Source organism: Duganella rhizosphaerae (assembly GCF_040364205.1).
Taxonomy (GTDB): Bacteria; Pseudomonadota; Gammaproteobacteria; order Burkholderiales; family Burkholderiaceae_D; genus Rugamonas; species Rugamonas rhizosphaerae.
Map to the genome: position 1 here is coordinate 259,257 of NZ_BPWK01000007.1, position 25,000 is coordinate 284,256.

Annotated in this window: 23 protein-coding genes; 21 read left to right on the forward strand and 2 right to left on the reverse strand. The window is 63.1% G+C overall.

Going from position 1 to position 25,000, the window contains the following annotated elements; translation table 11 throughout:
- Nucleotides 1–139: 139 nt before the first annotated feature.
- The 15 genes from RUGAMON1_RS17295 to cobA all read left to right on the forward strand — a co-directional run bounded on the left by RUGAMON1_RS17295 (nt 140) and on the right by cobA (nt 15,657).
- Nucleotides 140–1,048 carry an NAD kinase gene (locus RUGAMON1_RS17295; RefSeq protein ID WP_445231668.1) on the forward strand — a complete coding sequence of 303 codons (909 nt, stop codon included), beginning with the start codon at nt 140–142 and terminating at the stop codon, nt 1,046–1,048.
- A 15-nt stretch (nt 1,049–1,063) separates the two neighbouring features.
- Nucleotides 1,064–2,716 (forward strand): DNA repair protein RecN, encoded by a 1,653-nt coding sequence (recN, locus tag RUGAMON1_RS17300; protein WP_445231669.1) that lies wholly within the window; start codon nt 1,064–1,066, stop codon nt 2,714–2,716.
- A gap of 2 nt (nt 2,717–2,718) precedes the next feature.
- Nucleotides 2,719–3,042, forward strand: coding sequence for a DUF3592 domain-containing protein (locus tag RUGAMON1_RS17305; protein ID WP_445231670.1), 324 nt, complete (start codon nt 2,719–2,721; stop codon nt 3,040–3,042).
- A gap of 13 nt (nt 3,043–3,055) precedes the next feature.
- Nucleotides 3,056–3,925 carry a polysaccharide deacetylase family protein gene (locus tag RUGAMON1_RS17310; RefSeq protein WP_445231671.1) on the forward strand — a complete coding sequence of 290 codons (870 nt, stop codon included), beginning with the start codon at nt 3,056–3,058 and terminating at the stop codon, nt 3,923–3,925.
- A gap of 47 nt (nt 3,926–3,972) precedes the next feature.
- Complete coding sequence (gene hemH, locus RUGAMON1_RS17315) at nt 3,973–5,082, forward strand: ferrochelatase (RefSeq protein WP_445231672.1); 1,110 nt, start codon at nt 3,973–3,975, stop codon at nt 5,080–5,082.
- Between the two features lie 423 nt (nt 5,083–5,505).
- The gene (grpE, locus tag RUGAMON1_RS17320) at nt 5,506–6,048 is read left to right on the forward strand and encodes a nucleotide exchange factor GrpE (RefSeq protein WP_445231673.1); all 543 of its coding nucleotides are present in this window, start codon (nt 5,506–5,508) and stop codon (nt 6,046–6,048) included.
- A gap of 115 nt (nt 6,049–6,163) precedes the next feature.
- Entirely contained in the window at nt 6,164–8,110 is a 1,947-nt protein-coding gene (gene dnaK / locus RUGAMON1_RS17325) for a molecular chaperone DnaK (RefSeq protein ID WP_445231674.1), read from the forward strand.
- Nucleotides 8,111–8,286: 176 nt separating this feature from the next.
- Nucleotides 8,287–9,417: a molecular chaperone DnaJ gene (dnaJ, locus tag RUGAMON1_RS17330; protein WP_166106693.1), complete on the forward strand. Its 1,131-nt coding sequence runs from the start codon at nt 8,287–8,289 to the stop codon at nt 9,415–9,417.
- Nucleotides 9,418–9,520: 103 nt separating this feature from the next.
- On the forward strand, nt 9,521–10,198 hold the full coding sequence (gene can / locus RUGAMON1_RS17335) for a carbonate dehydratase (RefSeq protein ID WP_445231675.1): 678 nt from the start codon (nt 9,521–9,523) through the stop codon (nt 10,196–10,198).
- Between the two features lie 133 nt (nt 10,199–10,331).
- On the forward strand, nt 10,332–10,955 hold the full coding sequence (locus tag RUGAMON1_RS17340) for an ANTAR domain-containing response regulator (protein WP_116992081.1): 624 nt from the start codon (nt 10,332–10,334) through the stop codon (nt 10,953–10,955).
- A 271-nt stretch (nt 10,956–11,226) separates the two neighbouring features.
- Complete coding sequence (locus RUGAMON1_RS17345; RefSeq protein ID WP_445231676.1) at nt 11,227–12,504, forward strand: CmpA/NrtA family ABC transporter substrate-binding protein; 1,278 nt, start codon at nt 11,227–11,229, stop codon at nt 12,502–12,504.
- A gap of 12 nt (nt 12,505–12,516) precedes the next feature.
- Nucleotides 12,517–13,401 (forward strand): nitrate ABC transporter permease, encoded by an 885-nt coding sequence (gene ntrB, locus RUGAMON1_RS17350; protein WP_445231677.1) that lies wholly within the window; start codon nt 12,517–12,519, stop codon nt 13,399–13,401.
- A 12-nt stretch (nt 13,402–13,413) separates the two neighbouring features.
- Nucleotides 13,414–14,220: an ABC transporter ATP-binding protein gene (locus RUGAMON1_RS17355; protein ID WP_445231678.1), complete on the forward strand. Its 807-nt coding sequence runs from the start codon at nt 13,414–13,416 to the stop codon at nt 14,218–14,220.
- The gene (locus RUGAMON1_RS17360) at nt 14,220–14,891 is read left to right on the forward strand and encodes a type IV pili methyl-accepting chemotaxis transducer N-terminal domain-containing protein (protein WP_332854020.1); all 672 of its coding nucleotides are present in this window, start codon (nt 14,220–14,222) and stop codon (nt 14,889–14,891) included. Before RUGAMON1_RS17355 ends, RUGAMON1_RS17360 begins: the two co-directional genes overlap by 1 nt.
- A 10-nt stretch (nt 14,892–14,901) precedes the next feature.
- A complete protein-coding gene (gene cobA / locus RUGAMON1_RS17365) occupies nt 14,902–15,657 on the forward strand; it encodes a uroporphyrinogen-III C-methyltransferase (RefSeq protein ID WP_445231771.1) in 756 nt (251 codons plus the stop codon).
- On the opposite strand, the gene RUGAMON1_RS17370 is transcribed toward cobA, so the two are convergent.
- Together RUGAMON1_RS17370 and RUGAMON1_RS17375 are read right to left on the reverse strand one after the other, a co-directional pair.
- Complete coding sequence (locus tag RUGAMON1_RS17370) at nt 15,647–16,579, reverse strand: alpha/beta fold hydrolase (RefSeq protein ID WP_445231679.1); 933 nt, start codon at nt 16,577–16,579, stop codon at nt 15,647–15,649. The two genes, cobA and RUGAMON1_RS17370, sit on opposite strands and share 11 nt — an antisense overlap.
- 49 nt (nt 16,580–16,628) lie before the next feature.
- Nucleotides 16,629–17,315 carry a transglycosylase domain-containing protein gene (locus RUGAMON1_RS17375; RefSeq protein ID WP_445231680.1) on the reverse strand — a complete coding sequence of 229 codons (687 nt, stop codon included), beginning with the start codon at nt 17,313–17,315 and terminating at the stop codon, nt 16,629–16,631.
- A gap of 176 nt (nt 17,316–17,491) precedes the next feature.
- Between RUGAMON1_RS17375 and RUGAMON1_RS17380 the strand changes: the two genes are divergently transcribed.
- The 6 genes from RUGAMON1_RS17380 (at nt 17,492) to RUGAMON1_RS17405 (ending at nt 24,991) form a co-directional block, all read left to right on the forward strand.
- The gene (locus tag RUGAMON1_RS17380; RefSeq protein WP_445231681.1) at nt 17,492–18,532 is read left to right on the forward strand and encodes a sensor histidine kinase; all 1,041 of its coding nucleotides are present in this window, start codon (nt 17,492–17,494) and stop codon (nt 18,530–18,532) included.
- Nucleotides 18,533–19,285, forward strand: a complete 753-nt coding sequence (locus RUGAMON1_RS17385) for a LytR/AlgR family response regulator transcription factor (protein ID WP_445231682.1) — start codon at nt 18,533–18,535, stop codon at nt 19,283–19,285.
- Between the two features lie 288 nt (nt 19,286–19,573).
- Nucleotides 19,574–20,881 (forward strand): MFS transporter, encoded by a 1,308-nt coding sequence (locus RUGAMON1_RS17390; protein WP_445231683.1) that lies wholly within the window; start codon nt 19,574–19,576, stop codon nt 20,879–20,881.
- A 9-nt stretch (nt 20,882–20,890) separates the two neighbouring features.
- Nucleotides 20,891–23,422 (forward strand): nitrite reductase large subunit NirB, encoded by a 2,532-nt coding sequence (gene nirB, locus RUGAMON1_RS17395; RefSeq protein WP_445231684.1) that lies wholly within the window; start codon nt 20,891–20,893, stop codon nt 23,420–23,422.
- A 10-nt stretch (nt 23,423–23,432) separates the two neighbouring features.
- The gene (gene nirD, locus RUGAMON1_RS17400) at nt 23,433–23,780 is read left to right on the forward strand and encodes a nitrite reductase small subunit NirD (protein WP_217944964.1); all 348 of its coding nucleotides are present in this window, start codon (nt 23,433–23,435) and stop codon (nt 23,778–23,780) included.
- Nucleotides 23,777–24,991 carry an NAD(P)/FAD-dependent oxidoreductase gene (locus RUGAMON1_RS17405; RefSeq protein ID WP_445231685.1) on the forward strand — a complete coding sequence of 405 codons (1,215 nt, stop codon included), beginning with the start codon at nt 23,777–23,779 and terminating at the stop codon, nt 24,989–24,991. The genes nirD and RUGAMON1_RS17405 overlap by 4 nt, the downstream gene beginning before the upstream one ends.
- The last annotated feature ends 9 nt before the right edge of the window (nt 24,992–25,000 follow it).

Below are 25,000 nucleotides of genomic sequence, written 5' to 3' on the forward strand. Positions count from 1 at the left end.
CAGTCTGGCCGTCGGCACACTATACTGCGCAAAATACTGTTTAAATGTACAGTTGTGAGGCGGGCGGGCGATGGCAGAAGCCGGCGTTATGGGTTACTCTGCTGCGTGTCGCCGACCTCACCCTTTTGCCGAGATTTTTATGACCGCCACGCCCGCCGTTTATCAAACCATCGCACTGGTCGTGCGCCAGAATACCGACGGCATCGCCGAATCGGTGCGCAGCGTGGTCGATTTCCTGCAAAAGGACGGCTACACGGCGGTGTTTGAAGAGCAGACCGCCGCCCATCTCGGCTTCGAGATGGCGGGCGTGCGGGTGATGAGCGCCACCGAAATCGGCGCCCACTGCGACGCCGCCATCATCATGGGCGGCGACGGCACCATGCTGGGCATCGCGCGCCAGCTGGCGCCGTTCGACGTACCGCTGATCGGCATCAACCAGGGCCGCCTGGGCTTCATGACCGACATCCCGCTCGACGCCATGCTCGACGTGCTGCCCAAGATCCTGGCCGGCCGCTACAAGGCCGAGCGCCGCACGCTGCTCGAAGGGCGCGTGGTGCGCAACGGCGAAACCATCCACGTCGGCCTGGCCGTCAACGATGTCGTGGTGTCGCGCGGCGCCGGCGCCGGCATGGCCGAGCTGCGGGTCGACGTCGACGGCCACTTCATGTACAACCAGCGCTCCGACGGCTTGATCATCTCGACCCCGACCGGCTCCACCGCGTACGCGCTGTCGGCCGGCGGGCCGCTGCTGCATCCGAGCTTGGGCGGCATCGTGCTGGTGCCGATCGCGCCGCACGCGCTGTCGAACCGTCCCATCGTGCTGCCCGAGTCGAGCGCGATCGTGATCGAGATCGTGCGCGGGCGCGACATCTCGGTCAACTTCGACATGCAGACCTTCGCCAGCCTGGTCGCGCAGGACCGGATCATCATCCAGCGTTCGCCGCACTCGATCACCTTCCTGCACCCGGAAGGCTGGAGTTATTACAACACGCTGCGCGAAAAGCTGCACTGGAATGAACATCCTTCCGCCGAAGGCAAACTCAATTAACCTCACCAGGCCTCCATGCTCCGTACTCTGTCCATCCGCGATTTCGTCATCGTCGACACCATCGAACTGGAATTCTCCGCAGGCTTCACCGTCTTCACCGGCGAGACCGGCGCCGGCAAATCGATCCTGATCGATGCGCTGACGCTGGCGCTGGGCGGCCGCGGCGACGCCAGCGTGGTGCGCGAAGGCGCGGCCAAGGCCGACATCACGGCGGACTTCGCGCTCAGCGAGCAGGCGCGCGACTGGCTGGCCGCCAACGAGTTCGCGGTGGAGGAGGGCGGCGCGCTGCTGCGCCGCGTGATCGACAACGCCGGCCGCAGCAAGGCCTACATCAACGGCATCGCGGCGACGGCGGCGCAGCTGCGCGAGATCGGCGACATGCTGGTCGACATCCACGGCCAGCACGCGCACCAGTCGCTGATGAAGACCGAGGCGCAGCGCGTGCTGCTCGACAGCCAGGCCGGCGCCGGCGGCGATGTCAAGGCGGTGACGCTGGCCTACCGCGCCTGGCGCGCGCTGGGCAAGCAGCTGGAGGAGTTCGAGACCAACGCCGCCAACGTGCTGTATGAGCGCGAGCGGCTGGAGTGGCAGGTCAACGAGCTGGAAAAGCTGGCCGTCAAGCCGGGCGAGTGGGCGGAGGTGAGCAATGAACAGAGCCGCCTGTCGCACGCCGCCAGCCTGCTGGAGGGCGCGCAGGAGGCGCTGACGGTGATCTCGGAGGCGGAGGAGCAGCCGATCCTGTCGCAGCTGTCGTCGCTGAACCAGAAGCTGGGCAAGCTGGCCGGCATCGACACCGGTTTGCAAGCCATCGTCGACCTGATCGAACCGGCGCGCATCCAGTTGCAGGAAGCCGTGTATGCGCTCAACGATTACCTGGACCGGGTCGACCTCGATCCGGAGCGGCTGCGCAAGGTGGAGGCGCGGATGGATGCGATCCACTCGGCGGCGCGCAAGTTCCGCGTCACCGAAGAGCAGCTGCCGGAGGAGCACAGCAAACTGGCCGAGCGCCTGTCGCAGATCGCCGACGCCAGCGACATCGAAGGCTTGCGCAAGCAGGAAGAAAAACTCAAGGCCGCCTACATGGAGCAGGCGCAGCGCCTGTCCGGCACGCGCGCCAAGGCGGCCCGCCAGCTGAGCGACGCGGTCACCCAGGCGATGCAGGAACTGAACATGACGGGCGGCCGATTCGAAGTCGCGCTCAACGCCGGCGAGCCGGGCGCGCATGGGCTGGAGCAGGTCGAGTTCCTGGTGGCCGGCCATGCCGGCGTGGCGCCACGGTCGCTGGCCAAGGTGGCGTCGGGCGGCGAGCTGGCGCGCATCTCGCTGGCGATCTCGGTGATCACCTCGAACGCCACCACCACGCCGACGCTGATCTTCGATGAAGTCGACAGCGGCATCGGCGGCGGCGTGGCCGAAGTCGTGGGCCGCCTGCTGCGCCGGCTGGGCCAGGAGCGCCAGGTGCTGTGCGTGACGCACTTGCCGCAGGTGGCCAGCCAGGCCGGCCAGCACTTCCAGGTGGCCAAGGGCACGCTGGAAAACGGCAAGACCGCTTCGCGCATCGACGTGCTGGATGCCAAGGCTCGCGTCGAAGAAGTGGCGCGCATGCTGGGCGGCCTGGAAATCACCGCCACCACCCGCAAGCACGCCCGCGAATTACTGGCCTCCTGACGATGCCCTGGTGGCTGCCCTTGTTCATCGCGGCGCCGCTGGGCCTGGCCTGGTACGGTGTGCTGCTGGCGATGCAGCGAGCCAGGCTGGAGCGGGACGGCGTCGCCGCGGAGGCCACCGTCACACGTCTATACCAAACCGACGAAGGCTGGCAGGTGGAGTTCAGCTATATGCCGGCGGGCGCCACGGATGAAATCAAATGCAGCGACGGCATCGTGTTCTATCCTCCGGATCCCGGTCCTGCGGTCGGCTCCCGCGTCAAGATTCTGTATTTGCCCGCCAGGCCGCGAACAGCATGCCTGACCAACCCCTGGGCGCCGGCCTGACTATAATGGCGGCATGATCTCTTTCAAACTCTCTTACAAACGCGCGGCGCAGCTGTTCATCCTGCTGGCCGCCGCCTGTCAAGGCGCGCAGGCCGCCGAACCAATCCAGCCGGCGGCAGCGCCTGTACCGCAAGACGAATCGGCGGCGATCCGCCACCACCATTTCAAGCGCCTCAACGAGCGCCTGACCGTGGAGCCGGCGGTGCTGGCGAGCAGCTGCCGCTACGAGTCCGACATCGCCACGCCGCCGCCGCTGAACCGCGTCGCGCTGACGTTCGACGACGGCCCCACCGCGCCCGGCACCGACAACATTCTGGAAGTGCTGAAGAAGTACAAGGTCCACGCGACCTTCTTCATGATCGGCGAGAAGGCGCAGCAGTATCCCGAGCTGGTGGCCAGGGTGCGTGCGGCCGGCCACGATGTCGTCGCCAATCACTCGTGGAGCCATCCCAACTTCCACGACATCGACGTCGCCCGCCAGACCGGAGAAGTGCTGCGCACCGACAGCCTGACCGGCGCGGACGGCCCCAAGCTGTTCCGCTACCCGTATGGCAATTCGACCTGCGAGACCAACCAGCTGGTGCGCGAGCACGGCTACAAGATCGTCGGCTGGCATATCGACTCCTGCGACTGGGCCTACGACCGCACCGGCGCCATCGACGCGCGCGAAGCGATTTCCTGCGGCGTGCCGCCCCAGTTCATGAACGACTACGTCGGCCACGTGCTGGCCGCCGCCCGCGCGCGCCGCGGCGGCATCATCCTGATGCATGAAATTCATCCGCACACCTTGAAAAGCCTGGACGCCATCATCGCCGGCCTGCTGGCGGACGGGTTTGGCTTCGGCATGGTCACCGACGCCGATTTCCAACCATCGCTACGCTAGGCTAACTATAATGGCAAGCTGTCCTATACACGCTGCCATTGGCTTCCATGACCTTCTTAAAAGAACCTCCCTACAAGCACGGCACGGTTGGCCGTAGCGCCATCGTGCTGGTCAACCTGGGCACGCCCGACGCGCCGACCCGTTCGGCAGTGCGCCGCTATCTGAAGGAGTTCCTGTCCGATCCGCGCGTGGTCGAGATTCCGCGCGCCGTGTGGTGGTTCATCCTCAACCTGATCATCCTGCCGTTCCGCTCCGGTAAGTCGGCCAAGAAGTACGCGTCGATCTGGACCCGCGAAGGCTCGCCGTTGAAAGTCCACACCGACGCCCAGGCCATGCTGCTGCGCGGCGCGTTGGGCGAACGCGGCCACCAGAACCTGACCGTGGCGATGGCCATGCGCTACGGCTCGCCGTCGCTGCCCGAAGTGCTGGCCAAGCTGAAGGCCGACGGCGTCGAACGCATTGCCGTGCTGCCGGCCTATCCGCAGTATTCCGGCACCACCACCGGCTCGATCTATGACGCCGTGTTCGACCACTACGGCGCGGTGCGCAACATCCCCGAGCTGCGCTTCGTGCGCAACTACCACGACCATGACGGCTACATCCGCGCGCTGCGCCAGTCGGTGCAGGCGCACTGGGATGCCCACGGCCGCCCGGACAAGCTGGTGCTGAGCTTCCACGGCGTGCCCAAGCGCACGCTGATGCTGGGCGATCCCTACCACTGCGAATGCCTGAAGACCGCGCGCCTGCTGGCCGACGCCCTGAAACTGACGCCAGATCAATATGTCGTCACCTTCCAGTCGCGCTTCGGCAAGGCCGAGTGGCTGCAACCCTACACGGCGCCCACCATCGCCCAACTGGCGCGCGACGGCGTCAAGCGCGTCGACGTGCTGTGTCCCGGCTTCATCAGCGATTGCCTGGAAACCCTGGAAGAAATCGCGATGGAAGTGCGGCACGACTTCGAGCAGGCCGGCGGCCGCGAATTCCACTACATCCCCTGCCTGAACGAAGCGCCGGCCTGGATCGCCGCCCTGGCGGAAATTGCCGAACAGCACATGATCGGCTGGCCGACGCAGATGGTTGCATCCCAGCATGATGAAGTGAAGAAAGATGCGGAGATCGGCCGCGCCGCCGCCCTCAAACTGGGCGCCGCCGACTGAAAAGAGGCAATCTCGCCACAACTCCGTCCGGACAGCGTAATCAGCACTTGCGGGTGACGAGTGCCAGCCTGTTAAAATAGCCGGCTGAAGGGGAAGTCGGCATAGCAGATCCATGCCGTCGCCAAGACGATGTACACCAGGATGGATGCTGCGATCAGTGGCAACTTCATGGTGAGGCGCTCCCGGAAAACTGCCGCGACGGTTGTCATTAGTACATCTTAGCCGCTGCGGTGCAAAAAAGTAGAGCCTGCACAGACGAAGTTTTGTAACGCGTGTTACATGAGGCCGCTTGTGGGGCAGCGTGCGGTAGCGGTGATGAAATAACGGGCAGAATAACCCTTGAAAACATAGGTTATCGCCCCATTTGCTGCGAGTGCGGTAAGAAACGTAATGTCAAACAAATACGATAGTAGGAGTCTATAGATGCAAGATCAGGAAAACCAAGCCGTACCTAATCCAGAGGCGGCAGCAGCCGCTGCGTCGGCCCCGCCATCGAATGCTGACCAGCCTACGCTGGAGGAGCAGCTGTCGGCCACCGAAGCAAAACTGGCCGAGATGCACGACGCCTTCATGCGCGCCAAGGCCGACGGTGAAAACATCCGTCGCCGCGCCCAGGAAGACGTGGCCAAGGCCCATAAATTCGCCGTTGAAAGCTTCGCCGAAGCCATGGTTCCGGTCAAGGACAGCCTTGAAATGGCGCTCAAAGTCGAAACGCCGTCGATCGAATCGCTGAAGGAAGGCGTGGAAATGACGCTCAAGCAGCTGTCGTCGGCGTTCGAGAAAAACCGCCTGCTGGAGATCCTGCCAGCCCAGGGCGACAAACTGGACCCGAACAAGCACCAGGCCGTCGCCGTGGTGCCTGCCGACCAGGAAGCCAATACGGTAGTTTCCGTACTGCAAAAAGGCTATATGATCGCGGACCGCCTGCTGCGTCCCGCCATCGTGACTGCGGCGCAAGCAAAGTAGTGAGTCGCGGCAGTGCCGCGACGAACAAAAATTTCGTTGCACTAAGCACTTGAAAACATATAGCTTTTCCACATATTAGTACCATCTGAACTTTAGCAAATAAGGAAGAAAAATCATGGGTAGAATTATCGGTATCGATCTGGGAACCACGAATTCCTGCGTTTCCATCATGGAAAATGGTCAGCCAAAGGTAATCGAAAACGCCGAAGGCGCGCGTACGACGCCATCGATCATTGCTTACCAAGAAGATGGTGAAATCCTGGTCGGTTCGCCGGCGAAACGCCAGGCTGTGACCAACCCGAAGAACACGCTGTTCGCCGTCAAACGTCTGATCGGCCGCAAGTTCGACGAAAAAGAAGTGCAGAAGGACATCGGCCTGATGCCTTACTCGATCATGAAAGCCGACAACGGCGATGCATGGATCGGCGTGCGCGACAAAAAACTGGCGCCGCCGCAAATCTCGGCTGAAGTGCTGCGCAAGATGAAGAAAACGGCGGAAGACTACCTCGGTGAAGAAGTCACCGAAGCCGTCATCACCGTGCCTGCGTACTTCAACGACTCGCAGCGCCAGGCAACCAAGGATGCCGGCCGTATCGCGGGCCTGGACGTCAAGCGCATCATCAACGAACCAACCGCGGCCGCGCTGGCTTTCGGCCTGGACAAGACCGACAAGGGCGACCGCAAGATCGCCGTGTATGACTTGGGCGGCGGTACCTTCGACGTGTCGATCATCGAGATCGCCGACGTCGATGGCGAAAAACAATTCGAAGTGCTGTCGACCAACGGCGACACCTTCCTGGGCGGCGAAGACTTCGACCAGCGCATCATCGATTACATCATCGACGAGTTCAAGAAGATCAACGGCCTGGACCTGAAAAAAGATCCGATCGCCCTGCAGCGCATCAAGGCTTCGGCCGAGCGCGCGAAGATCGAACTGTCGTCGTCGCAGCAGACCGAAATCAACGAGCCGTACATCGCCATGGCGAACGGCGCGCCGGTCCACCTGACCCTGAAGATGACCCGCGCCAAGCTGGAATCGCTGGTCGAGGAACTGATCAACGCGACCATGGAACCATGCCGCATCGCGATCAAGGATGCCGGCGTCAAGGTCACCGACATCGACGACATCATCCTGGTCGGCGGTATGACCCGCATGCCTAAGGTGCAGGAAAAAGTCAAAGAGTTCTTCGGCAAAGACCCGCGCAAGGACGTCAACCCGGACGAAGCCGTCGCCGTTGGCGCCGCGATCCAGGGCTCCGTGCTGTCGGGCGAGCGCAAGGACTTGCTGCTGCTTGACGTCACCCCTCTGTCGCTGGGTATCGAAACCCTGGGCGGCGTGATGACCAAGATGATCCACAAGAACACCACGATTCCTACCAAGTTCTCGCAAGTGTTCTCGACCGCCGACGACAACCAGCCTGCGGTGACCATCAAGGTCTACCAGGGCGAGCGTGAAATCGCGGCCGGCAACAAGGGCCTGGGCGAATTCAATCTGGAAGGCATCCCGCCGGCATCGCGCGGCACGCCACAGATCGAAGTGACCTTCGACATCGACGCCAACGGCATTCTGCACGTCGGCGCGAAAGACAAGGCCACCGGCAAGGAAAACAAGATCACGATCAAGGCCAACTCCGGCCTGACCGAAGCCGAGATCCAGAAGATGGTGAAGGACGCCGAAGTCAACGCCGAAGAAGACAAGAAAGTGAAAGAGCTGGCCGAATCGCGCAACCAGGCCGACGCGCTGGTGCACTCGACCCGCAAATCGCTGACCGAATACGGCGACAAGCTGGAAGCCGGCGAGAAGGAAAAAATCGAAGCCGCGATCACCGACCTGGAAGGTTCGATCAAAGGCGGCGACAAGGCCGAGATCGACGCCAAGGTGGCATCGCTGTCGACCGCCTCGCAGAAGCTGGGCGAGAAGATGTACGCTGACATGCAGGCGCAGCAAGCTGCCGCCGGCGGCGGTGCCGAGGGCGCGCAGGCTGGCGCAGGCGCCGAGCAGGCCAAGCCGCAGGACGACGTGGTCGACGCCGACTTCAAAGAAGTCAAAGACAGCAAGTAAGACATGTCATTCCCGCGCAAGCGGGAATCCATGCTGAGCTGGACGAGGACACTCAGCATGGGTCCCCGCATGCGCGGGGACGACAGCGCCGAGCCGTGTGGCCGTGTAAGCGGCGCCGGCTCGGCTTTTTAGCATAAACAGTACATCAGTATTCAATACAGCAAGGTGCCGACAATATGGCAAAGCGAGATTTCTACGAGACACTTGGTGTCGCCAAAAACGCGTCGGAAGACGAGATCAAGAAGTCGTATCGCAAACTGGCGATGAAATACCATCCGGACCGCAATCCGGATAGCAAAGAGTCGGAAGAAAAATTCAAGGAAGTCAAAGAAGCCTACGAGATGCTGACCAATCCGGAGAAGCGCGAAGCGTATGACCGTTACGGTCACGCCGGCGTCGATCCGAACATGGGCGGCGGCGGTGGATTCGGCGGCGGCGCCGGCGGTTTCGGCGACGCCTTCGGCGACATCTTCGGCGACATCTTCGGCGGTGGCGGCCGTGGCCGCAGCCAGGGCCCGCAAGTATATCGCGGCGCTGATTTGCGCTATAACCTCGAAATTACGCTGGAGCAGGCCGCACACGGTTTCGACACCACAATTCGTGTACCATCGTGGGACAAGTGCGACACCTGCCACGGTTCGGGCGCCAAGCCCGGCACCTCGCCGGTCACGTGCTCGACCTGCGCCGGCCATGGCCAGGTGCGCATGCAGCAGGGCTTCTTCAGCATCCAGCAGACCTGCCCGAAATGCCACGGCACCGGCAAGATCATCCCCGAGCCATGCGCCGCCTGCGCAGGCCAGGGCCGCATCAAGCGCAACAAGACGCTGGAAGTGAAGATCCCGGTCGGCATCGACAACGGCATGCGTATCCGCTCGTCCGGCAACGGCGAACCGGGCACCAACGGCGGACCGTCGGGCGATTTGTATGTGGAAATCCACATCAAGCCGCATTCGGTGTTCCAGCGCGAAGGCGACGACCTGCATTGCGAAATGCCGATCTCGTTCGCCAAGGCGGCTTTGGGCGGCGACATCGAGGTTCCGACATTGTCTGGTAAAGTGTCGTTCACGATCCCTGAAGGCACCCAGTCGGGCAAGACCTTCCGCCTCAAGGGCAAGGGTATCAAGGGCGTGCGGTCCGGCTTCGCGGGAGACTTGTTCTGCCACGTGGCGGTCGAGACCCCGGTCAAGCTGACCGAGAAGCAGAAGGACATGCTGCGCGACTTCGAGAAGTTGACCACCGAAGGCGGCTCCAAGCACAGCCCGCAAAGCAAAACCTGGCGCGACAAGGTGAAGGACTTTTTTGAATAAAGGTTTCGAGTAACTGCGACGTCATGCAGACTTGGTAATATCGGACCGCCGCGCCACCCTTTTCGGGTGGACCGGCGGTCTTCTTATGTACGAGAGGAGCATTATGAGTGATCTGGACAACAGCAATTCCCCGTTGCGCGACCTGCTGGACAACAACCGCCGCTGGGCCGAATCGGAAGTCGAGCGCGACCCCGACTTCTTTAACCGCCTGGCGCAGCAAGCTTCGCCGGAGTACCTGTGGATAGGCTGCTCCGACAGCCGCGTGCCGGCGAACGAGCTGCTGGGCCTGGCGCCGGGCGACGTCTTCGTCCATCGTAACATCGCCAACGTGGTGGTGCACTCGGACTTGAACGCGCTGTCGGTGCTGCAGTTCGCGATCGATGTGCTGAAGGTCAAGCACGTCATCATCGTCGGCCACTACGGCTGCAAGGGCGTGCACGCGGCGATGACCGGCACCCGCGTCGGCCTGGCCGACAACTGGCTGCGCCACGTGCAGGACGTGCACCAGAAGCACGAGCGCTACCTCGGCGATGTGCTGACCAGCAAGCTGCGCGCGGAACGCATGTGCGAGCTGAACGTGGTGGAGCAGGTGTCCAACGTCTGCCAGACCACCATCGTCCAGGATGCATGGGACCGCGGCCAGAACGTCACGGTGCACGGCTGGGTCTACGGCCTGAAGGACGGCAAGCTGCACGACCTGGAGATGACCGTCACCGCCGCCCATGAACTGGCGCCGCGCGTGGCCAAGCGCCTGAGCGAGTACGACGCCGAAATCGGCTGATTCCCCGCGCGGCCCGTTGCTAAACACTAGCGGCGGGCCGCTTCCGCTGGCAAGTCAGCGGCTTTGTGCCGTAGAATGGATTGATTCTTGCTTGCATAAGAGTCATGAACCATCACAAAACCCCAGCATGACCATGAAACATTTACGCATTGTGGTCGTCAACACCATCATCCATGCCGGCGACGAGGATGACGAATCCCTGCGCGCGCAGGCCGAACGGGCGCGTGCGCTGCGCATCGGCTTGCTCGAAGCGGGCTACGACATCATCGCCTCGCTGCCGCCGGACATGTACCTGCCCGAGCGCATCGCCCAGCTGCAACCGGACATGATCATCGTCGACGCCGAATCCGACGCCCGCGACGTGCTGGAACATATCGTCATCGCCACCCGCGACGAGCGGCGCCCCATCGTCATGTTCACCGAGAGCGACGACACCGAGAGCATGGAGGCCGCCATGGCGGCCGGCGTGTCGGCCTATATCGTGGCCGGCCTGCAGAGCGACCGCATCAAACCGGTGCTGCAGGTGGCGCTGGCGCGCTTCAAGCGCGAGCAGAAGCTGCTGGACGAACTGTCCGACACCAAGAGCAAGCTGGCCGAACGCAAGATCATCGAACGCGCCAAGGGCCTGTTAATGGAGCGTCAACGTTTCACCGAAGAGCAGGCCTTTCAAAAGCTGCGCAGCATGGCGATGAGCAAGAACCTCAAGCTGTCCGAGGTTGCCCAGCGCATCCTGGATGTCGAAGACCTGTTGGGCTGAGGCCCGTCCAAAATGATGCACTGCGCAATAGCAGTGCGTTTTCTGCGCCATCCCATGGCGCTGCCATCCGCCTGATTCCTCCCGTCTCCCTCTTGAAACTTGCTGGCACAGACATTGCATAGCCTGTAAGCAAGCGCAACGATGCGCTTGCTGTACCTCGCCAACGGCGGTGAGGTCCACCAGACAACGACGTCTACACTCATGAATCCGTTCATGTTGGGTAGACTTTTTTTTTGCCGTTTTGTCTTGCTGACTACATGAGGGATTTGCGATGGAATATGAAGAGCCACAAGCAGGCACCGACCTGCCATCCGACACTGTGAACACCAAGCGTCGGCAAATCATTCATGGCGCAGGCCTGGTAGCGGGGGGAAGCATGTTGGGATTGGCAACAGGTGGGGTGTGGGCGGCGGGTTCGGACAAGCCGGAGAAGGAAGAAATCAAGATCGGCTTCATTCCGCTGACCGACTGCGCCTCGGTGGTGATGGCCTCGGTGCTGGGCTTCGATAAAAAATACGGCGTCAAATTCGTGCTGAGCAAAGAGGCTTCCTGGGCCGGCGTGCGCGACAAGCTGGCCAACGGCGATCTCGATGCGGCCCATGTGCTGTATGGCCTGCTTTACGGCGTGCAGATGGGCATCGGCGGCCAGAAGAAGGACATGGCGGTGCTGATGGGCCTCAACAACAACGGCCAGGCCATCACGCTGTCGAAGAAGCTGGCCGACAAGGGGGCCGTCGACGGCGCGTCGCTGGCCAAGCTGATGCAGACCGACAAGCGCGAATACACCTTCGCCCAGACCTTCCCGACCGGCACCCACGCGATGTGGCTCTACTACTGGCTGGCCGCCAACGGCATCAACCCGATGAAGGACGCCAAGGTCATCACGGTACCGCCGCCGCAGATGGTGGCCAATATGCGGGTCGGGAACATGGACGGCTTCTGCGTGGGCGAACCGTGGGGCCACCGCGCCATCATGGACGGCGTCGGCATCACCGCCACCACCACCCAGGACATCTGGAAGGACCACCCGGAAAAGGTGCTCGGCTCGACGCTGGAATTTGCCAAGAAGAACCCGAACACCTGCCGCGCGATGATGGCCGCCATCATCGACGCCGGCAAATGGATCGACGCCTCGCTGGCCAACAAGAACAAGATGGCCGAGGTCATCGCCGACAAATCCTACGTCAACACCAGCAAGGACGCGATCGACCAGCGCATCATGGGCCGCTACCAGAATGGCCTGGGCAAGACCTGGGACGACCAGAACTACATGAAGTTCTACAACGACGGCGCGGTCAACTTCCCGTACCTGTCGGACGGCATGTGGTTCATGACGCAGCACCGCCGCTGGGGCCTGCTGAAGGACGATCCGGACTACCTGGCCGTGGCCACCTCGGTCAACCAGATCGATTTGTACAAGGAGGCCGCGGCGATGACCAAGACGCCGGTGCCGAAAAGCCCGCTGCGCACTTCGAAGTTGATGGATGGTTCCGTATGGGACGGCAAGAACCCGAAAGCGTTCGCCGCCTCGTTCAAGATCAAAGCCTGATAGGGGAATGCCATGAACGCCATGCTCAAACCCGATAGCGCCGAACCGGTAGCAGCGGCGCCGATCCGCCGCCCACGTCGCCCGCTGGCCGCCAATTCCACGGCGCGCACGCGGCAGCAGGTATCCGCCACGGCGATGAAGATTGTCGCGCCCTTGCTGGGGGCTGCGCTGCTGGTGCTGGTCTGGCAGATCATCACCATCAAGAACAGCGCCTTCCCGACGCCGCTGGCGACCTTGCAGGAAGCGGTCAAGCTGTTCTCCGATCCGTTCTACAGCAAAAGCCCGAACGACCAGGGCATAGGCTGGAATATCCTGGCGTCCCTGCAGCGGGTGGCGGTGGGCTTCGGCCTGGCGGCGTTGGTGGGCATTCCGCTGGGCTTCCTGATCGGCCGCGTGCAGTTCATCGGCAGCATGTTCGGGCCGATCATCAGCCTGCTCAAGCCGGTGTCGCCGCTGGCCTGGCTGCCTATCGGCCTGCTGGTGTTCAAGTCCGCCAACCCTGCCGCCATCTGGTCGATCTTCATCTGCTCGATCTGGCCGATGATCATCAACACCGCCGTCGGCGTGCAGCGCGTGCCGCAGGATTACATGAACGTGGCCAAGGTGCTGAACCTGTCGGAGTGGAAGGTGCTGACCAAGATCCTGCTGCCGTCCGCGCTGCCCTACATTCTCACCGGCGTGCGGCTGTCGATCGGCACCGCGTGGCTGGTGATCGTCGCGGCGGAGATGCTGACCGGCGGCGTGGGCATCGGCTTCTGGGTGTGGGACGAGTGGAACAACCTGAATGTCCCGCACATCATCATCGCCATCGTCGCCATCGGCGTGGTCGGCCTGATGCTGGAGCAGGCGCTGATGGCGCTGGCCCGCGCCTTCACCTACGAACAAGTATCCAACTAAAGGACCACGATCATGGACGAGCCAAAATTCATCGACATCGAAGGCGTGGAGATGGTGTTCCATACCCGGAAGGGCGTGTTCCACGCGCTGCGCGAGATCGACCTGACGGTGCGCAAGGGAGAGTTCATCACGCTGATCGGCCACTCGGGCTGCGGCAAATCGACCTTGCTTAACCTGATCGCCGGCCTGCTCAAGCCCACGGACGGCGTGCTGTTGTGCGCCAACCGCGAGATCGCCGGGCCGTCGCCGGAGCGCTCGGTGGTGTTCCAGAACCATTCGCTGCTGCCGTGGCTGACCTGCTACGAAAACATCTACCTTGGCGTCGAGCGCGTGTTCGGCAAGACGGAAACGCGCAACCAGCTGCGCGAGCGCACCATGCAGGCGTTGGCGCTGGTCGGCCTGACGGCGGCGGAGTCCAAGCGTCCGCATGAAATCTCGGGCGGCATGAAGCAGCGCGTCGGCATCGCCCGCGCGCTGGCGATGGAGCCGAAGGTTCTGCTGATGGATGAACCCTTCGGCGCGCTCGATGCGCTGACCCGCGCGCACTTGCAGGACGAGCTGCTGAAGATCGTCGCCGCCACCAAGTCGACGGTGGTGATGGTCACGCACGATGTGGACGAGGCGGTGTTGCTGTCGGACCGCATCGTCATGATGACCAACGGCCCGGCCGCCACCATCGGCGAGATCGTCGACGTGCAGCTGGATCGTCCGCGCGACCGCGTGGCACTGGCGCAGGATGCGCGCTACACCGAATACCGCACGGCGGTGCTGGAGTTCTTGTATCGCAAACAGGCGCATCCAGCCAAGGAAGCCGCTTGATGGATATGACCACGCCCCCCATGGCGCCGGAAGGCGCCGCCAAGAAAGCGCTGACCGGCGAAGTGTTCGGCGCCTTGATCAATCTGTCGGGCCGCCGGCGCTTCACGTCGCAGCGCATCGTGCTGTATGCGCTGCTGGCGTCGCAGGGACACGCGGATGGCGCGGCCACCGCGCAGGAAGCACTGGCGCTGTTCCGTGGCGCCCACAAGTCGCTGCTGGCGGAGAAGGATGGTTTGCCGGGCGTGTTCTGTCCCGAGCTGCACGAGGCCTATTTCGGCAAGCTCGATGGCGACCGCCAGATCACGCACTTTGCCGATCTGGGCGAGCGCACCTTGAAGGCAATCGCACAAGGCTCCTCGCAGAGCGCGGAGCTGCTGGCGGAGCTGGTGGGCATCACCACGCCGACGCTGGCGATCCTCAACACGATCACCAGCATCTACGAAGAGCAGGCCAAGCTGAACGCGCGCCTGGTGCGCAAGCAGCTGCGCGGTGTGATCACCGATATCGATACGATCAACCGCCAGGCGCGCATGGTGGCCTTCAACGCGCGCATCGTCGCGGCGCGGGCGGGGCACGCAGGCAAGGAATTCTCGGTGGTGGCGGGCGTACTGTCCAATATCACCGGCGAGATCGATGAAATGGTCAGCGCAGCGCTGGCCGCCGCAGGTTAAGGAGAACATGATGGGCAGCGTAACCCTGGTAGGCGCCGGTCCCGGCGATCCGGAACTGTTGACGTTAAAGGCCGTCCGCGCCATCGAGCGTGCCGACGTGGTGCTGATCGATGATCTGGTCAACCCCGAGATACTCGGCTTCGCGCCTGCGACGGCACGGGTGATCCAGGTCGGCAAGCGTGGCGGCTGCGCATCCACGCCGCAGGAATTCATCGAGCGGCTGATGATCGCTGAAGCGCGCGCGGGGCACCGCGTGGTGCGGCTCAAGGGCGGCGATCCGTATATGTTCGGCCGCGGCGGCGAGGAGCGCGCATCCTTGCGCGCGCAGGGTATCGAGGTGGACGTGGTGCCGGGCATCAGCAGCGGGCTGGCCGCGCCGACCAGCATCGGCATCCCGCTGACGCACCGCTCGTGGAGCCAGGGCGTGACCTTCGTCACCGGCCATGGCAAGGATGCGGAATCGGAACCCGAATGGAAAGCGCTGGCGCAGAGCGGCCTGACGCTGGTGATCTACATGGGCGTGGCGCGCGTGGATGCGATCCAGGCCGGCCTGCTGGCCGGCGGTGCGGCGGCCGATACGCCGGTGGCGGTGGTGCAATCGGCCACGCGGGACAACCAGCGCCAGTTGCTCACCACGCTGGGCCAGCTGCCGCAGGCACTGCGCGACAGCGGCCTTGGCAGCCCAAGCATCATCGTCGTCGGCGACGTGGTGCGCTGCGCGGATGATTGGCAGGCCCTCGCCGCGCCCTTGCGCGCTAGCGCTTGACGCCTGAGCTTAACCACGCCGCCAGTCCGGCGACAAAGTCCTGCAGGTTGGCCTTGTCCGGTGCCTGCAGCGCATGGCCGGCGTTGGGGTATTCGACGAAGGTGAATTTCTTTTCTGGCTGGCCGGCGAAGTAATCCCGCAAGGCCCGCCCTGATTCGATGGCTTCGCTGTCGTCCTTCTCACCCATGGCGGCGATGATCGGTATATCCAGCTGCGCGTAGGTGGTCAATGGATCGTAGAACAGGTGCGAACTCCAGTAGCGATAGGCATGGCCGAAGAACTTCTTGTCCAGGCTTTGCGGGTCTGCCTTGATCGCGGCAAAGGTCTGCAGGAATATCTCGCGCGAGAAAGGCGATGCGTAGGGTGGCACGCCACGGTCGGCAAAGATCAGGAAGCTCTGGCTTTGCGGCAGGCCGCCACTGCCTCCCGTTGCAAGCCAGCCTATCTTCGGGCTGCGCAGCGCCACGATCGGCGCCACCGCCCCGCCTTCGGAGAAACCCAGCAGCGCCAGGCTGCGCGGGCCCAGGGCCTTCAACTTCGGTTCCTGTTCAATGAACGCCAGGGTATCGCTTACCCTGCGCTCCAGTGTATCGGCCTGGTTGTAGATTTCCGAGCATGCCTTTCCGTCCGCCCCTTTCTGGATGCCGATCTTTTCAAGGAAGTAGACATCCGCCGGCGCCGGATAGTACTCGAAGAAGAACGGGACGCGGCTGCCGAAGTCTTTGCAGCCCGATCCACTTAGCAGCAGGATAGGCGTCGCGGCCCCGTTGTTCTCGGCGTCGTGCAGATGGTAGTAGCGGCGGGTTTGCCCATCGATCTGGATCGTTGTTTCATCCAGTATGCGGGCGGCGAACGCCGACGTGGTCAGAAGGGTGGCGGTGGCCGCCAGTACGGCGATGCGGAGAGTTTGGCGTATGGTCATGGCCGCCAGCATAAGTCAGCCTTAAAATATCGTCAACAAATCGGCGGCGCTACGGGGCACATTGCGTGTACGAGGTGTCGAACCAACCTGCGGGCTTGCACTTTCCGTCCACCAGCGCCTGTATGCGCGCCGCGCGCTGTGCGTGCGCGGCTGGATGGCTGATGGGGTGATACCGATTCGGCGCCTTGATCATCGCCACCAAACCGATGAACTCCGGTTCCGCTAACTGCGCCAGCGGCTTGCCGAGATAGCTCTGCGCCGCAGACGCCAGTCCGTTCACTTGCCCTCCACGATTGGTGCCCATGTAGACCTCGGACACATACAGGGCTAGTTGCCTGTCCTTGGACAGCCTGGCGTTCAAGACCAGGGCCATGACGTCGCGTCCGAAGTCCACCTGCTTGCAGCAATTGAATACGCCGCGGTACAGCGTCTGCAACGCGCCCTCAATGCCGCCAAGGCTGCGCCCCGACAGAAATACCTGGCTAGCCACTGCGGAAGAAATCGTGGCGAGGCCCTGGCCTTCGGCAAGACTCAGGCCAGGGTGCTGGTAGAAAGTCGGGTCCTCAACCTTGAGCAGGATAGCTATCTGCCGCTCCGACAAACCGATTGCGGCAGTCGGCATGTTCGACATGGCGTCGCTTAACGATACCGCCGCCCAGCAGGCGGCGATGATGAGATGCGCGAGCAAACAAGCGAGGAATACGAGCATCCCCTTGCCGATCATCTTAAGCGTCATGGTTTCCCTTTTCTGTGTGGAGACGCCGATTCTGGACCTGACGGATAAACGCCATGGCGCCGATGTGACGAAATCCCGGTACGGCGTGACAGCGGCCGAATATCCCCCTGCTATACTCGCTGCCGATGAATACCGCGCCCTCCCTTATTGCCCCGTATGCGCCTTGGCCGGCTGCCGTGAAAACCATCTTCCTCAACGTGCTGGTCTGGCTGGCGATCAGCGGTTTCGGCGCGTTCGGGAACTACAACGACCACGCCACGCAAGGCTTCCTGAGTCTCTGGGCAAAATGGTGCGGCGAGTACGTGCCCATGACGGTGCTGAGCTCCGGCCTGTGCCTGGCGCTGGAGCGGTGGCCCGCATTGCTTGAGCGCCGCCGAAACGTGGTGGGATTGTTCATCGCGATCGTGCTCGTGTTCCAACCGCTCCAGTGGTTTTACATAGCCTGGGTGCGTGGCGATAGTCTGGAGGACGCTCGCCAGGTCCTGCTGAAGATGCGCCGCTACGGCTGGTTCATGAGCAGCGCCACCTTCGCCATCATCGTCGCCATCGGCAACTGGCGCCTGGCCAAGACACGCGAGCGCGCCTGGCAGCGGGCGCACACCGAAAACCTGCAATTGTCCCTGGCGCTGGAACAGCAACGCATGCTGGCCCTGCGGGCGCAGCTCGAGCCGCATTTCATTTTCAACGCGCTCAACGCGATCAGCGCCCTGGTCCGCAGCGGCGACAAGGCAGTCTCGCTGAACGGCATCAACCGTCTCAGCGACCTGCTGCGCTACGCCTTGTCGGCGAGCCTGCGCGAGCACGTCAGCCTCGGTGAAGAACTGCAGTTCGTCCAGGACTACACCGACTTGCAGCGCCTGCGCTACGGCGACCGTTTGCATATCAGTATCGATTGCGATGATGAGCTGCTGCATGCGGCCCAATGCCCACCGCTGTTGTTGCAGCCCTTGATCGAGAACGCACTGCGTCACGATCTGGATTGTCACGAGGGCGACAGCGATATCCGCGTCCGCTTCGAGCGGCAGGCGGCGGACCTGCTGATCACGGTCTCGAACCCCGTCAACGTGCACGCGCCGCCCAATCCCGGCACTGGACTGGGACTGGCAAATACGCGGGCGCGGCTTGTCATGTCAAATCCGCGCGCATCGCTGCACGCCGAGCGGCGCGGCGACCGGTTCTTTGCGGAGATTCGCTTGCCGCTGGCGGTGCAGGACTAAATGCCAGTCACTTATATCATCGTGGATGACGAACCGCCGGGACGCGCGAATCTGCGCCTGGCAATGGAATCCTGCCCGGACTGGCACTTGCTGGCCGAATGCGAAAGCGCCATCGCCGCCCGCAATGTACTGGCGACGGCCAGCGTCGATGTGATATTTTTGGATATCCAGATGCCACGGGAAACCGGCCTGGCGCTGGCGCGCGAGTTGAGCCGCTTACCTGCGCCGCCGCTGATCATCTTCGTTACGGCCTTTAACGCCTACGCGGTGGACGCGTTTGAAGTCCATGCACTCGACTATCTGCTTAAACCCATCGACGACAGGCGGCTGGCACAGACCGTCGAACGGGCGGCGCAAATGCTGCGATACCGCCAGCCCGAGGGCTATGGCAACGCCCTACGTGGCTACGTCGACTTCGCGCCAGACCGTTATCCCGCCGCGATCAGCGTGCGTTCGATCGGCTACATTGAGCAAATCCGGGTAGCTGACGTGCTGTGGCTCCAGTCTGCCGGCAACTACGTCGAGCTGCATCTGGCGTCGCGCAAGGTGCTGCACCGCATACCGCTCAGCCGACTCGAATCCCTCCTGAGGCCCGATGACTTCCTGCGCGTGCATCGCGCGGCGATTGTCCGGCGTGACCAGATCAAGCGATTATCGGTCGTCGGCGACGGGCGCTACCTGCTCACATTACGCTGCGATGCGCAGGTCCCGGTGAGCGAACGCTATGTCGACGCCCTGAAAGCTTGCATGTAATGCACCGCCTCGCGCACCGCCGGTGCGCACCGATAGCGTGCATCGTGCACCGCAACATAGCACGGCGCCAGTGCAAACCAGGCCCGCTGCGGCCTTCTCTCCCTGTAAACAAGCCTTGCGCGGTCTGGCACGGCTCTTGCAATACAGAGGCTAAGGGATCAACGGCGATCCCCCCGAATACAACCGCCGACCCAAAGACGGGGCGGCAGGACAACGGCGTCCGCCCAACCTGGTCTTAGGTGACCTTGGTTGCGCGGGCGCCTTTTTGTTTTCTGAACGGGATAATAAATGGCCACCAAAGCTACCAGCATCAAGCTCTTTTCGATTTCAACGCCTCAGATGCGGGCGTTCCACTTGACTTGGATGGCGTTCTTCGTCTGCTTCTTCGCCTGGTTTGCCTGCGCACCGCTGATGCCGGTGATTAAAGGTGAATTCGGCTTGAGCGTCGCGCAGATCGCCAATATCAACATCGCCGCCGTGGCCATCACCATCCTCGTGCGGCTGGTGGTCGGCCCTCTGTGCGACCATTTCGGTCCACGCAAAACCTATACGGGCTTGCTGCTGCTGGGTTCCATCCCGGTGATCGGCGTCGCCTTCGCGCAGAGCTACGAGAGCTTCCTGCTGTTCCGCCTTGGTATCGGCGCGGCCGGCGCCAGCTTCGTCATCACCCAGTACCATACCTCGGTGATGTTCGGGCCTAAGGTGGTGGGCACCGCCAACGCCGCAGCCGCAGGCTGGGGCAACGCCGGCGGCGGTGTGGCGCAAGCCGTGATGCCGCTGCTGATGACCGCCATGGTCATGCTGGGCGTGAGCGAAACCTACGGCTGGCGCGCCGCGCTGCTGGTGCCGGGCGTGCTGATGATCGTCATGGCCGGCGTCTACTACCGCTTTACGCAGGACTGCCCGCAAGGGAACTTCAGCGAACTGCGCGCAGCAGGCATCGCCATCGACGGCGGCGCAAAGAAAGGCGGCTGGGAGAGCTTCAAACTGGCCTCCGCCAACTACCGCGTATGGATGCTGTTCATCACCTACGGCGCCTGCTTCGGCATCGAGATTTTCATCCACAACATCGCCGCGATTTACTACGTCGATCACTTCAAGCTGACGCTGGCCCAAGCCGGCATGGCGGCGGGCAGCTTCGGCCTGCTGGCACTGTTCGCCCGTGCCCTGGGCGGCTGGGTGTCGGACAAATTCGCCGCCGCCGGCAACCTGAATAACCGCGTCACGCTGCTGTTCGTGCTGATGCTGGGCGAAGGCGCCGGCCTGCTGTTGTTCGCCAACGCAGGCACCGCCGCGCTGGCAATCGGCGCCATGCTGGTATTCGGCCTGTTCACCCATATGGCCTGCGGCGCGACCTACGCCATCGTGCCTTTCGTCGACAAGCGCGCCCTGGGCGGCGTGGCCGGCATCATCGGCGCGGGCGGCAACGTCGGCGCCGTGGCTGCGGGCTTCCTGATGAAAGGCCTGGGCAATGTGCAGCAGACGCTGAGCATCCTCGGCATCGTTGTCGCCGCATCCGCGCTGTGCGCACTGGCGGCCCGCTTCAGCAACAGCGCCGTCGAAGAAACCGCAACCGCCGCCGAGCTGGCAGCCTAAGAGGACATCATGAAGATTATCGTTATCGGCCACGGCATGGTTGGCCACAAATTCCTGGAGAGCCTGGCCAACAGCGGCGCCGCCCATCTGCAAGTGACGGTGCTGTGTGAAGAGCCGCGTCCCGCATATGACCGCGTGCACCTGTCCGAGTTCTTCTCCGGTAAATCGGCGGAAGACCTGTCGCTGGTGAAGCCAGGCTTCTTCGACCGTGACGACATGGTGCTGCGCCTGAACACCCGTGCCACCGGCATCGACACGGCCCGCAAAACCGTCACCACGGCCGACGGCAATGTGCTGGACTACGACAAGCTGGTGATCGCCACCGGCTCCTTCCCTTTCGTGCCGCCGCTGCCGGGCAAGGAGCGCAAGGACTGCTTCGTCTACCGCACCATCGAAGACCTGGAAGCGATGCTCGAATGCGGCAAGCGCTCCAAGACCGGCGTCGTCATCGGCGGCGGCCTGCTGGGTCTCGAGTGCGCCAAGGCGCTGCGTGACATGAAGCTGGAAACCCACGTGGTCGAATTCTCGCCGCGCCTGATGGCGGTGCAGGTGGACGACGGCGGCGCGCGCGTGCTGCGCCGTAAGATCGAAGAGCTGGGCGTGACCGTCCACACGGGCAAGAACACCACCGCCATCGTCGATGGCGTCGACGCCACGCACCGTATGGAGTTCGCCGACGGCGGCCACCTGGACGCGGACATGATCGTCTTCTCGGCCGGCATCCGCCCGCGCGACATGCTGGCGCGCGAGAGTGGCCTGACCATCGGTCCGCGCGGCGGCATCGAGATCAACAACAACTGCGTCACCTCCGACCCGGACGTCTACGCCATCGGCGAATGCGCGCTGTGGGGCGGCTTGATTTTCGGCCTGGTGGCGCCAGGCTACGAGATGGCGCGCGTCGCGGCCAAGCACATGCTGGGCGAAGCGGCGGAATTCGCCGGCGCCGACATGAGCACCAAGCTGAAACTGATGGGCGTGGACGTGGCCAGCATCGGCGACCCGCACGGCAAGGTCGAAGGCAGCCGCTCCTACCAGTTCACCGACGAGCGCAAACAGATCTACAAGAAGATCGTCGTCTCCGACTGCGGCAAGTACCTGCTGGGCGGCGTGATGGTGGGCGACGCCAGCGAATACGGCACGCTGCTGCAAATGATGTTGAACAAAATCGAACTGCCGGAATCGCCGGAGTTCCTGATCCTGCCGCAATCGGACGGCGCAGCCAAGCCCCGCCTGGGCGTGGACGCGCTGCCGGAAGGCGCGCAGATCTGCTCCTGCAACGACGTATCGAAAGGCACGCTGTGCGCAGCGGTGGCGAGCGGCGCCACCACCATCGGCGAACTGAAAAGCTGCACCAACGCCGGCACCTCCTGCGGCGGCTGCGTGCCGCTGGTGACGCAGGTGATGAAGGCCGAGATGAAAAAGCTCGGCATGGCCGTCAACTACCACGTCTGCGAACACTTCGCCTACTCGCGCCAGGAGCTGTTCCACCTGATCAAAGTCGGTCAGATCAAGAGCTTCGGCGACTTGCTGGCCAAGCATGGCAAGGGCCTCGGTTGCGACGTCTGCAAACCGCTGGCGGCCAGCATCCTGGCGTCGGTGTGGAACGACTTTGTGCTGAAGAAGGAACACGCCAGTCTGCAGGACACCAACGACTACTTCCTCGGCAATATCCAGAAGGACGGCACCTACTCGGTGGTGCCGCGCATGCCGGGCGGCGAAGTCACGGCCGACGGCTTGATCGCGGTCGGCACGGTCGCCAAGAAGTACGGCCTGTACACCAAGATCACCGGCGGCGCCCGTGTCGACATGTTCGGCGCCCGCGTCGAGCAGCTGCCGTTGATCTGGGAAGAACTGATCGCCGCCGGCTTTGAATCCGGCCACGCCTACGGCAAATCGCTGCGCACGGTGAAATCCTGCGTCGGTTCGACCTGGTGCCGTTACGGCGTCGACGATTCCATCGGCCTGGCGATCGAACTGGAAAACCGCTACAAGGGCCTGCGCACGCCGCACAAGATCAAGTTCGGCGTATCCGGCTGCACCCGCGAGTGCGCCGAGGCGCAGGGCAAGGACGTCGGCGTGATCGCCACCGAAAAAGGCTGGAACCTGTACGTATGCGGTAACGGCGGCATGAAGCCGCGCCACGCCGAACTGCTGGCGACGGACCTGGACAAGGCCACGCTGGTTCAGTACATCGACCGCTTCCTGATGTTCTACACCCGCACCGGCGACCGCCTGCAACGCACCAGCACCTGGCGCGAGAACCTGGAAGGCGGCCTGGATTACCTGAAGCAGGTCGTCGTCAACGACAAGCTGGGCATAGCCGCCGAACTGGAGGCCGATATGCAGCATGTGGTCGACACCTATGCATGCGAGTGGAAAGAAGCCGTCGAGAATCCAGAAACCCGCAAGCGCTTCCGCCACTTCGTCAACAGCGAAAAGGGCGACGAAAACGTGTTGTTCATGGAAGAACGCGGACAGATTCGTCCGGCCACCGTGGAAGAACGCAAGCGCGTGATTCCGATCGCAGTCAAGGCAGCTTGAGGAGAACTTTATGCATCGCGATATTCAAACCGATAACTGGATCGCCGTCTGCAACCTGGACGAGATCGTGCCCAACACCGGCGTGTGCGCCTTGTTGAACCAGCAGCAGGTCGCCGTGTTCCACGTGGACGACGGCAACCCGCGCGTGTTCGCCATCGATAACTACGATCCGAATTCCGAAGCCTCCGTGCTGTCGCGTGGCCTGGTCGGCAACCTGGGCGAACGCATCGTGGTCGCCTCGCCGATCTACAAGCAGCACTTCGACCTGCAAACGGGCGAGTGCCTGGAAGCGCCAGAGCATTCGGTCGGCATCTATCCCGCCCGTATCGACGGCGGCAAAGTCTGGGTAGGCCTGTGAAACCCGCGCTGGTCGTGATCGGCAACGGCATGGCCGGCATGCGTACGGTCGAGGAGCTGTACAAGCTGGCGCCGGACATGTACGACATCACCGTGTTCGGCGCCGAGCCGCACGGTAACTACAACCGCATCCTGCTGTCGCCTGTACTGGCGGGCGAAAAGAGCATGGAAGACATCATGCTCAATACGCGCGAATGGTACGTCCAGCATGGCATCACGCTGCACGCCGGCGATCCGGTCGAGCATATCGACCGCCGCAAGCGCATCGTGCGCGCGCGCTCCGGACTGGAAGTGCGCTACGACCGCCTGTTGATCGCCACCGGTTCCAAGCCTTTCATCATTCCCGTGCCCGGCCACCAGCTTCCCGGCGTGCTGGCCTTCCGCGATATCCAGGACGTGGAGACCATGCTGGCGATGGCGCGCAACCACCGTCATGCGGTGGTGATCGGCGGCGGCCTGCTGGGACTTGAGGCGGCCAATGGCCTGCAACGCCAGGGCATGTCGGTCACCGTGGTCCACGTGACCGACGCGCTGATGAACCAGCAGCTCGACAAGCCTGCCGCGCTGCTGCTGCAAAAGGCGCTGGAAGCCAAGGGCCTGAAGTTCATGATGAACGCGCAGACCGCCGAAATCGTCGGCCCGGACCGCGTGCGCGCGGTACGCTTCAAGGACGACAGCGAGATCCCGGCCGACCTGGTGGTGATGACCGCCGGCGTGCGTCCAAACATCGACCTGGCCAAGTCGGCCGGCCTGCATTGCGAACGCGCCATCGTGGTGGACGACACGCTGCAAACCTACGATCCGCGCGTGTACGCGGTGGGCGAGTGCGTGCAGCACCGCAGCGCGACCTTCGGCCTGGTGGCGCCGATCTGGGACCAGGCGCGCGTTTGCGGCGCCCACCTGGCCGGTGCCGGCGTGCGCCGCTATGTGCAGCAGACGTCGCCGACCCGATTGAAAGTGACCGGCGTGGACCTCTACTCGGTCGGCGATTTCATCGGCGGCGAAGGCAGTGAGGACCTGGTGCTGCGCGACGCACGCCGCGGCGTCTACAAGCGGCTGGTGTTGAGGGACGGGCGCGTGACCGGCGCCGTGCTGTATGGCGATGTCAAGGATGGCCCGTGGTACTTCAACCTGATTCAAAACCGCACCGACATTACGCCGATCCGGCAAAACCTGTTGTTTGGCGAAGCGCTTTCCGCGCGCGCCGCATGATTTGAGCGA

Excerpts from the sequence above, each read along its gene's own strand:
- RUGAMON1_RS17295 (WP_445231668.1), top strand. The coding sequence starts at position 140 with ATGACCGCCACGCCCGCCGTTTATCAAACCATCGCACTGGTCGTGCGC.
- recN (WP_445231669.1), top strand. The coding sequence starts at position 1,064 with ATGCTCCGTACTCTGTCCATCCGCGATTTCGTCATCGTCGACACCATC.
- RUGAMON1_RS17305 (WP_445231670.1), top strand. The coding sequence starts at position 2,719 with ATGCCCTGGTGGCTGCCCTTGTTCATCGCGGCGCCGCTGGGCCTGGCC.
- RUGAMON1_RS17310 (WP_445231671.1), top strand. The coding sequence starts at position 3,056 with ATGATCTCTTTCAAACTCTCTTACAAACGCGCGGCGCAGCTGTTCATC.
- hemH (WP_445231672.1), top strand. The coding sequence starts at position 3,973 with ATGACCTTCTTAAAAGAACCTCCCTACAAGCACGGCACGGTTGGCCGT.
- grpE (WP_445231673.1), top strand. The coding sequence starts at position 5,506 with ATGCAAGATCAGGAAAACCAAGCCGTACCTAATCCAGAGGCGGCAGCA.
- dnaK (WP_445231674.1), top strand. The coding sequence starts at position 6,164 with ATGGGTAGAATTATCGGTATCGATCTGGGAACCACGAATTCCTGCGTT.
- dnaJ (WP_166106693.1), top strand. The coding sequence starts at position 8,287 with ATGGCAAAGCGAGATTTCTACGAGACACTTGGTGTCGCCAAAAACGCG.
- can (WP_445231675.1), top strand. The coding sequence starts at position 9,521 with ATGAGTGATCTGGACAACAGCAATTCCCCGTTGCGCGACCTGCTGGAC.
- RUGAMON1_RS17340 (WP_116992081.1), top strand. The coding sequence starts at position 10,332 with ATGAAACATTTACGCATTGTGGTCGTCAACACCATCATCCATGCCGGC.
- RUGAMON1_RS17345 (WP_445231676.1), top strand. The coding sequence starts at position 11,227 with ATGGAATATGAAGAGCCACAAGCAGGCACCGACCTGCCATCCGACACT.
- ntrB (WP_445231677.1), top strand. The coding sequence starts at position 12,517 with ATGAACGCCATGCTCAAACCCGATAGCGCCGAACCGGTAGCAGCGGCG.
- RUGAMON1_RS17355 (WP_445231678.1), top strand. The coding sequence starts at position 13,414 with ATGGACGAGCCAAAATTCATCGACATCGAAGGCGTGGAGATGGTGTTC.
- RUGAMON1_RS17360 (WP_332854020.1), top strand. The coding sequence starts at position 14,220 with ATGGATATGACCACGCCCCCCATGGCGCCGGAAGGCGCCGCCAAGAAA.
- cobA (WP_445231771.1), top strand. The coding sequence starts at position 14,902 with ATGGGCAGCGTAACCCTGGTAGGCGCCGGTCCCGGCGATCCGGAACTG.
- RUGAMON1_RS17370 (WP_445231679.1), bottom strand. The coding sequence starts at position 16,579 with ATGACCATACGCCAAACTCTCCGCATCGCCGTACTGGCGGCCACCGCC.
- RUGAMON1_RS17375 (WP_445231680.1), bottom strand. The coding sequence starts at position 17,315 with ATGACGCTTAAGATGATCGGCAAGGGGATGCTCGTATTCCTCGCTTGT.
- RUGAMON1_RS17385 (WP_445231682.1), top strand. The coding sequence starts at position 18,533 with ATGCCAGTCACTTATATCATCGTGGATGACGAACCGCCGGGACGCGCG.
- RUGAMON1_RS17390 (WP_445231683.1), top strand. The coding sequence starts at position 19,574 with ATGGCCACCAAAGCTACCAGCATCAAGCTCTTTTCGATTTCAACGCCT.
- nirB (WP_445231684.1), top strand. The coding sequence starts at position 20,891 with ATGAAGATTATCGTTATCGGCCACGGCATGGTTGGCCACAAATTCCTG.
- nirD (WP_217944964.1), top strand. The coding sequence starts at position 23,433 with ATGCATCGCGATATTCAAACCGATAACTGGATCGCCGTCTGCAACCTG.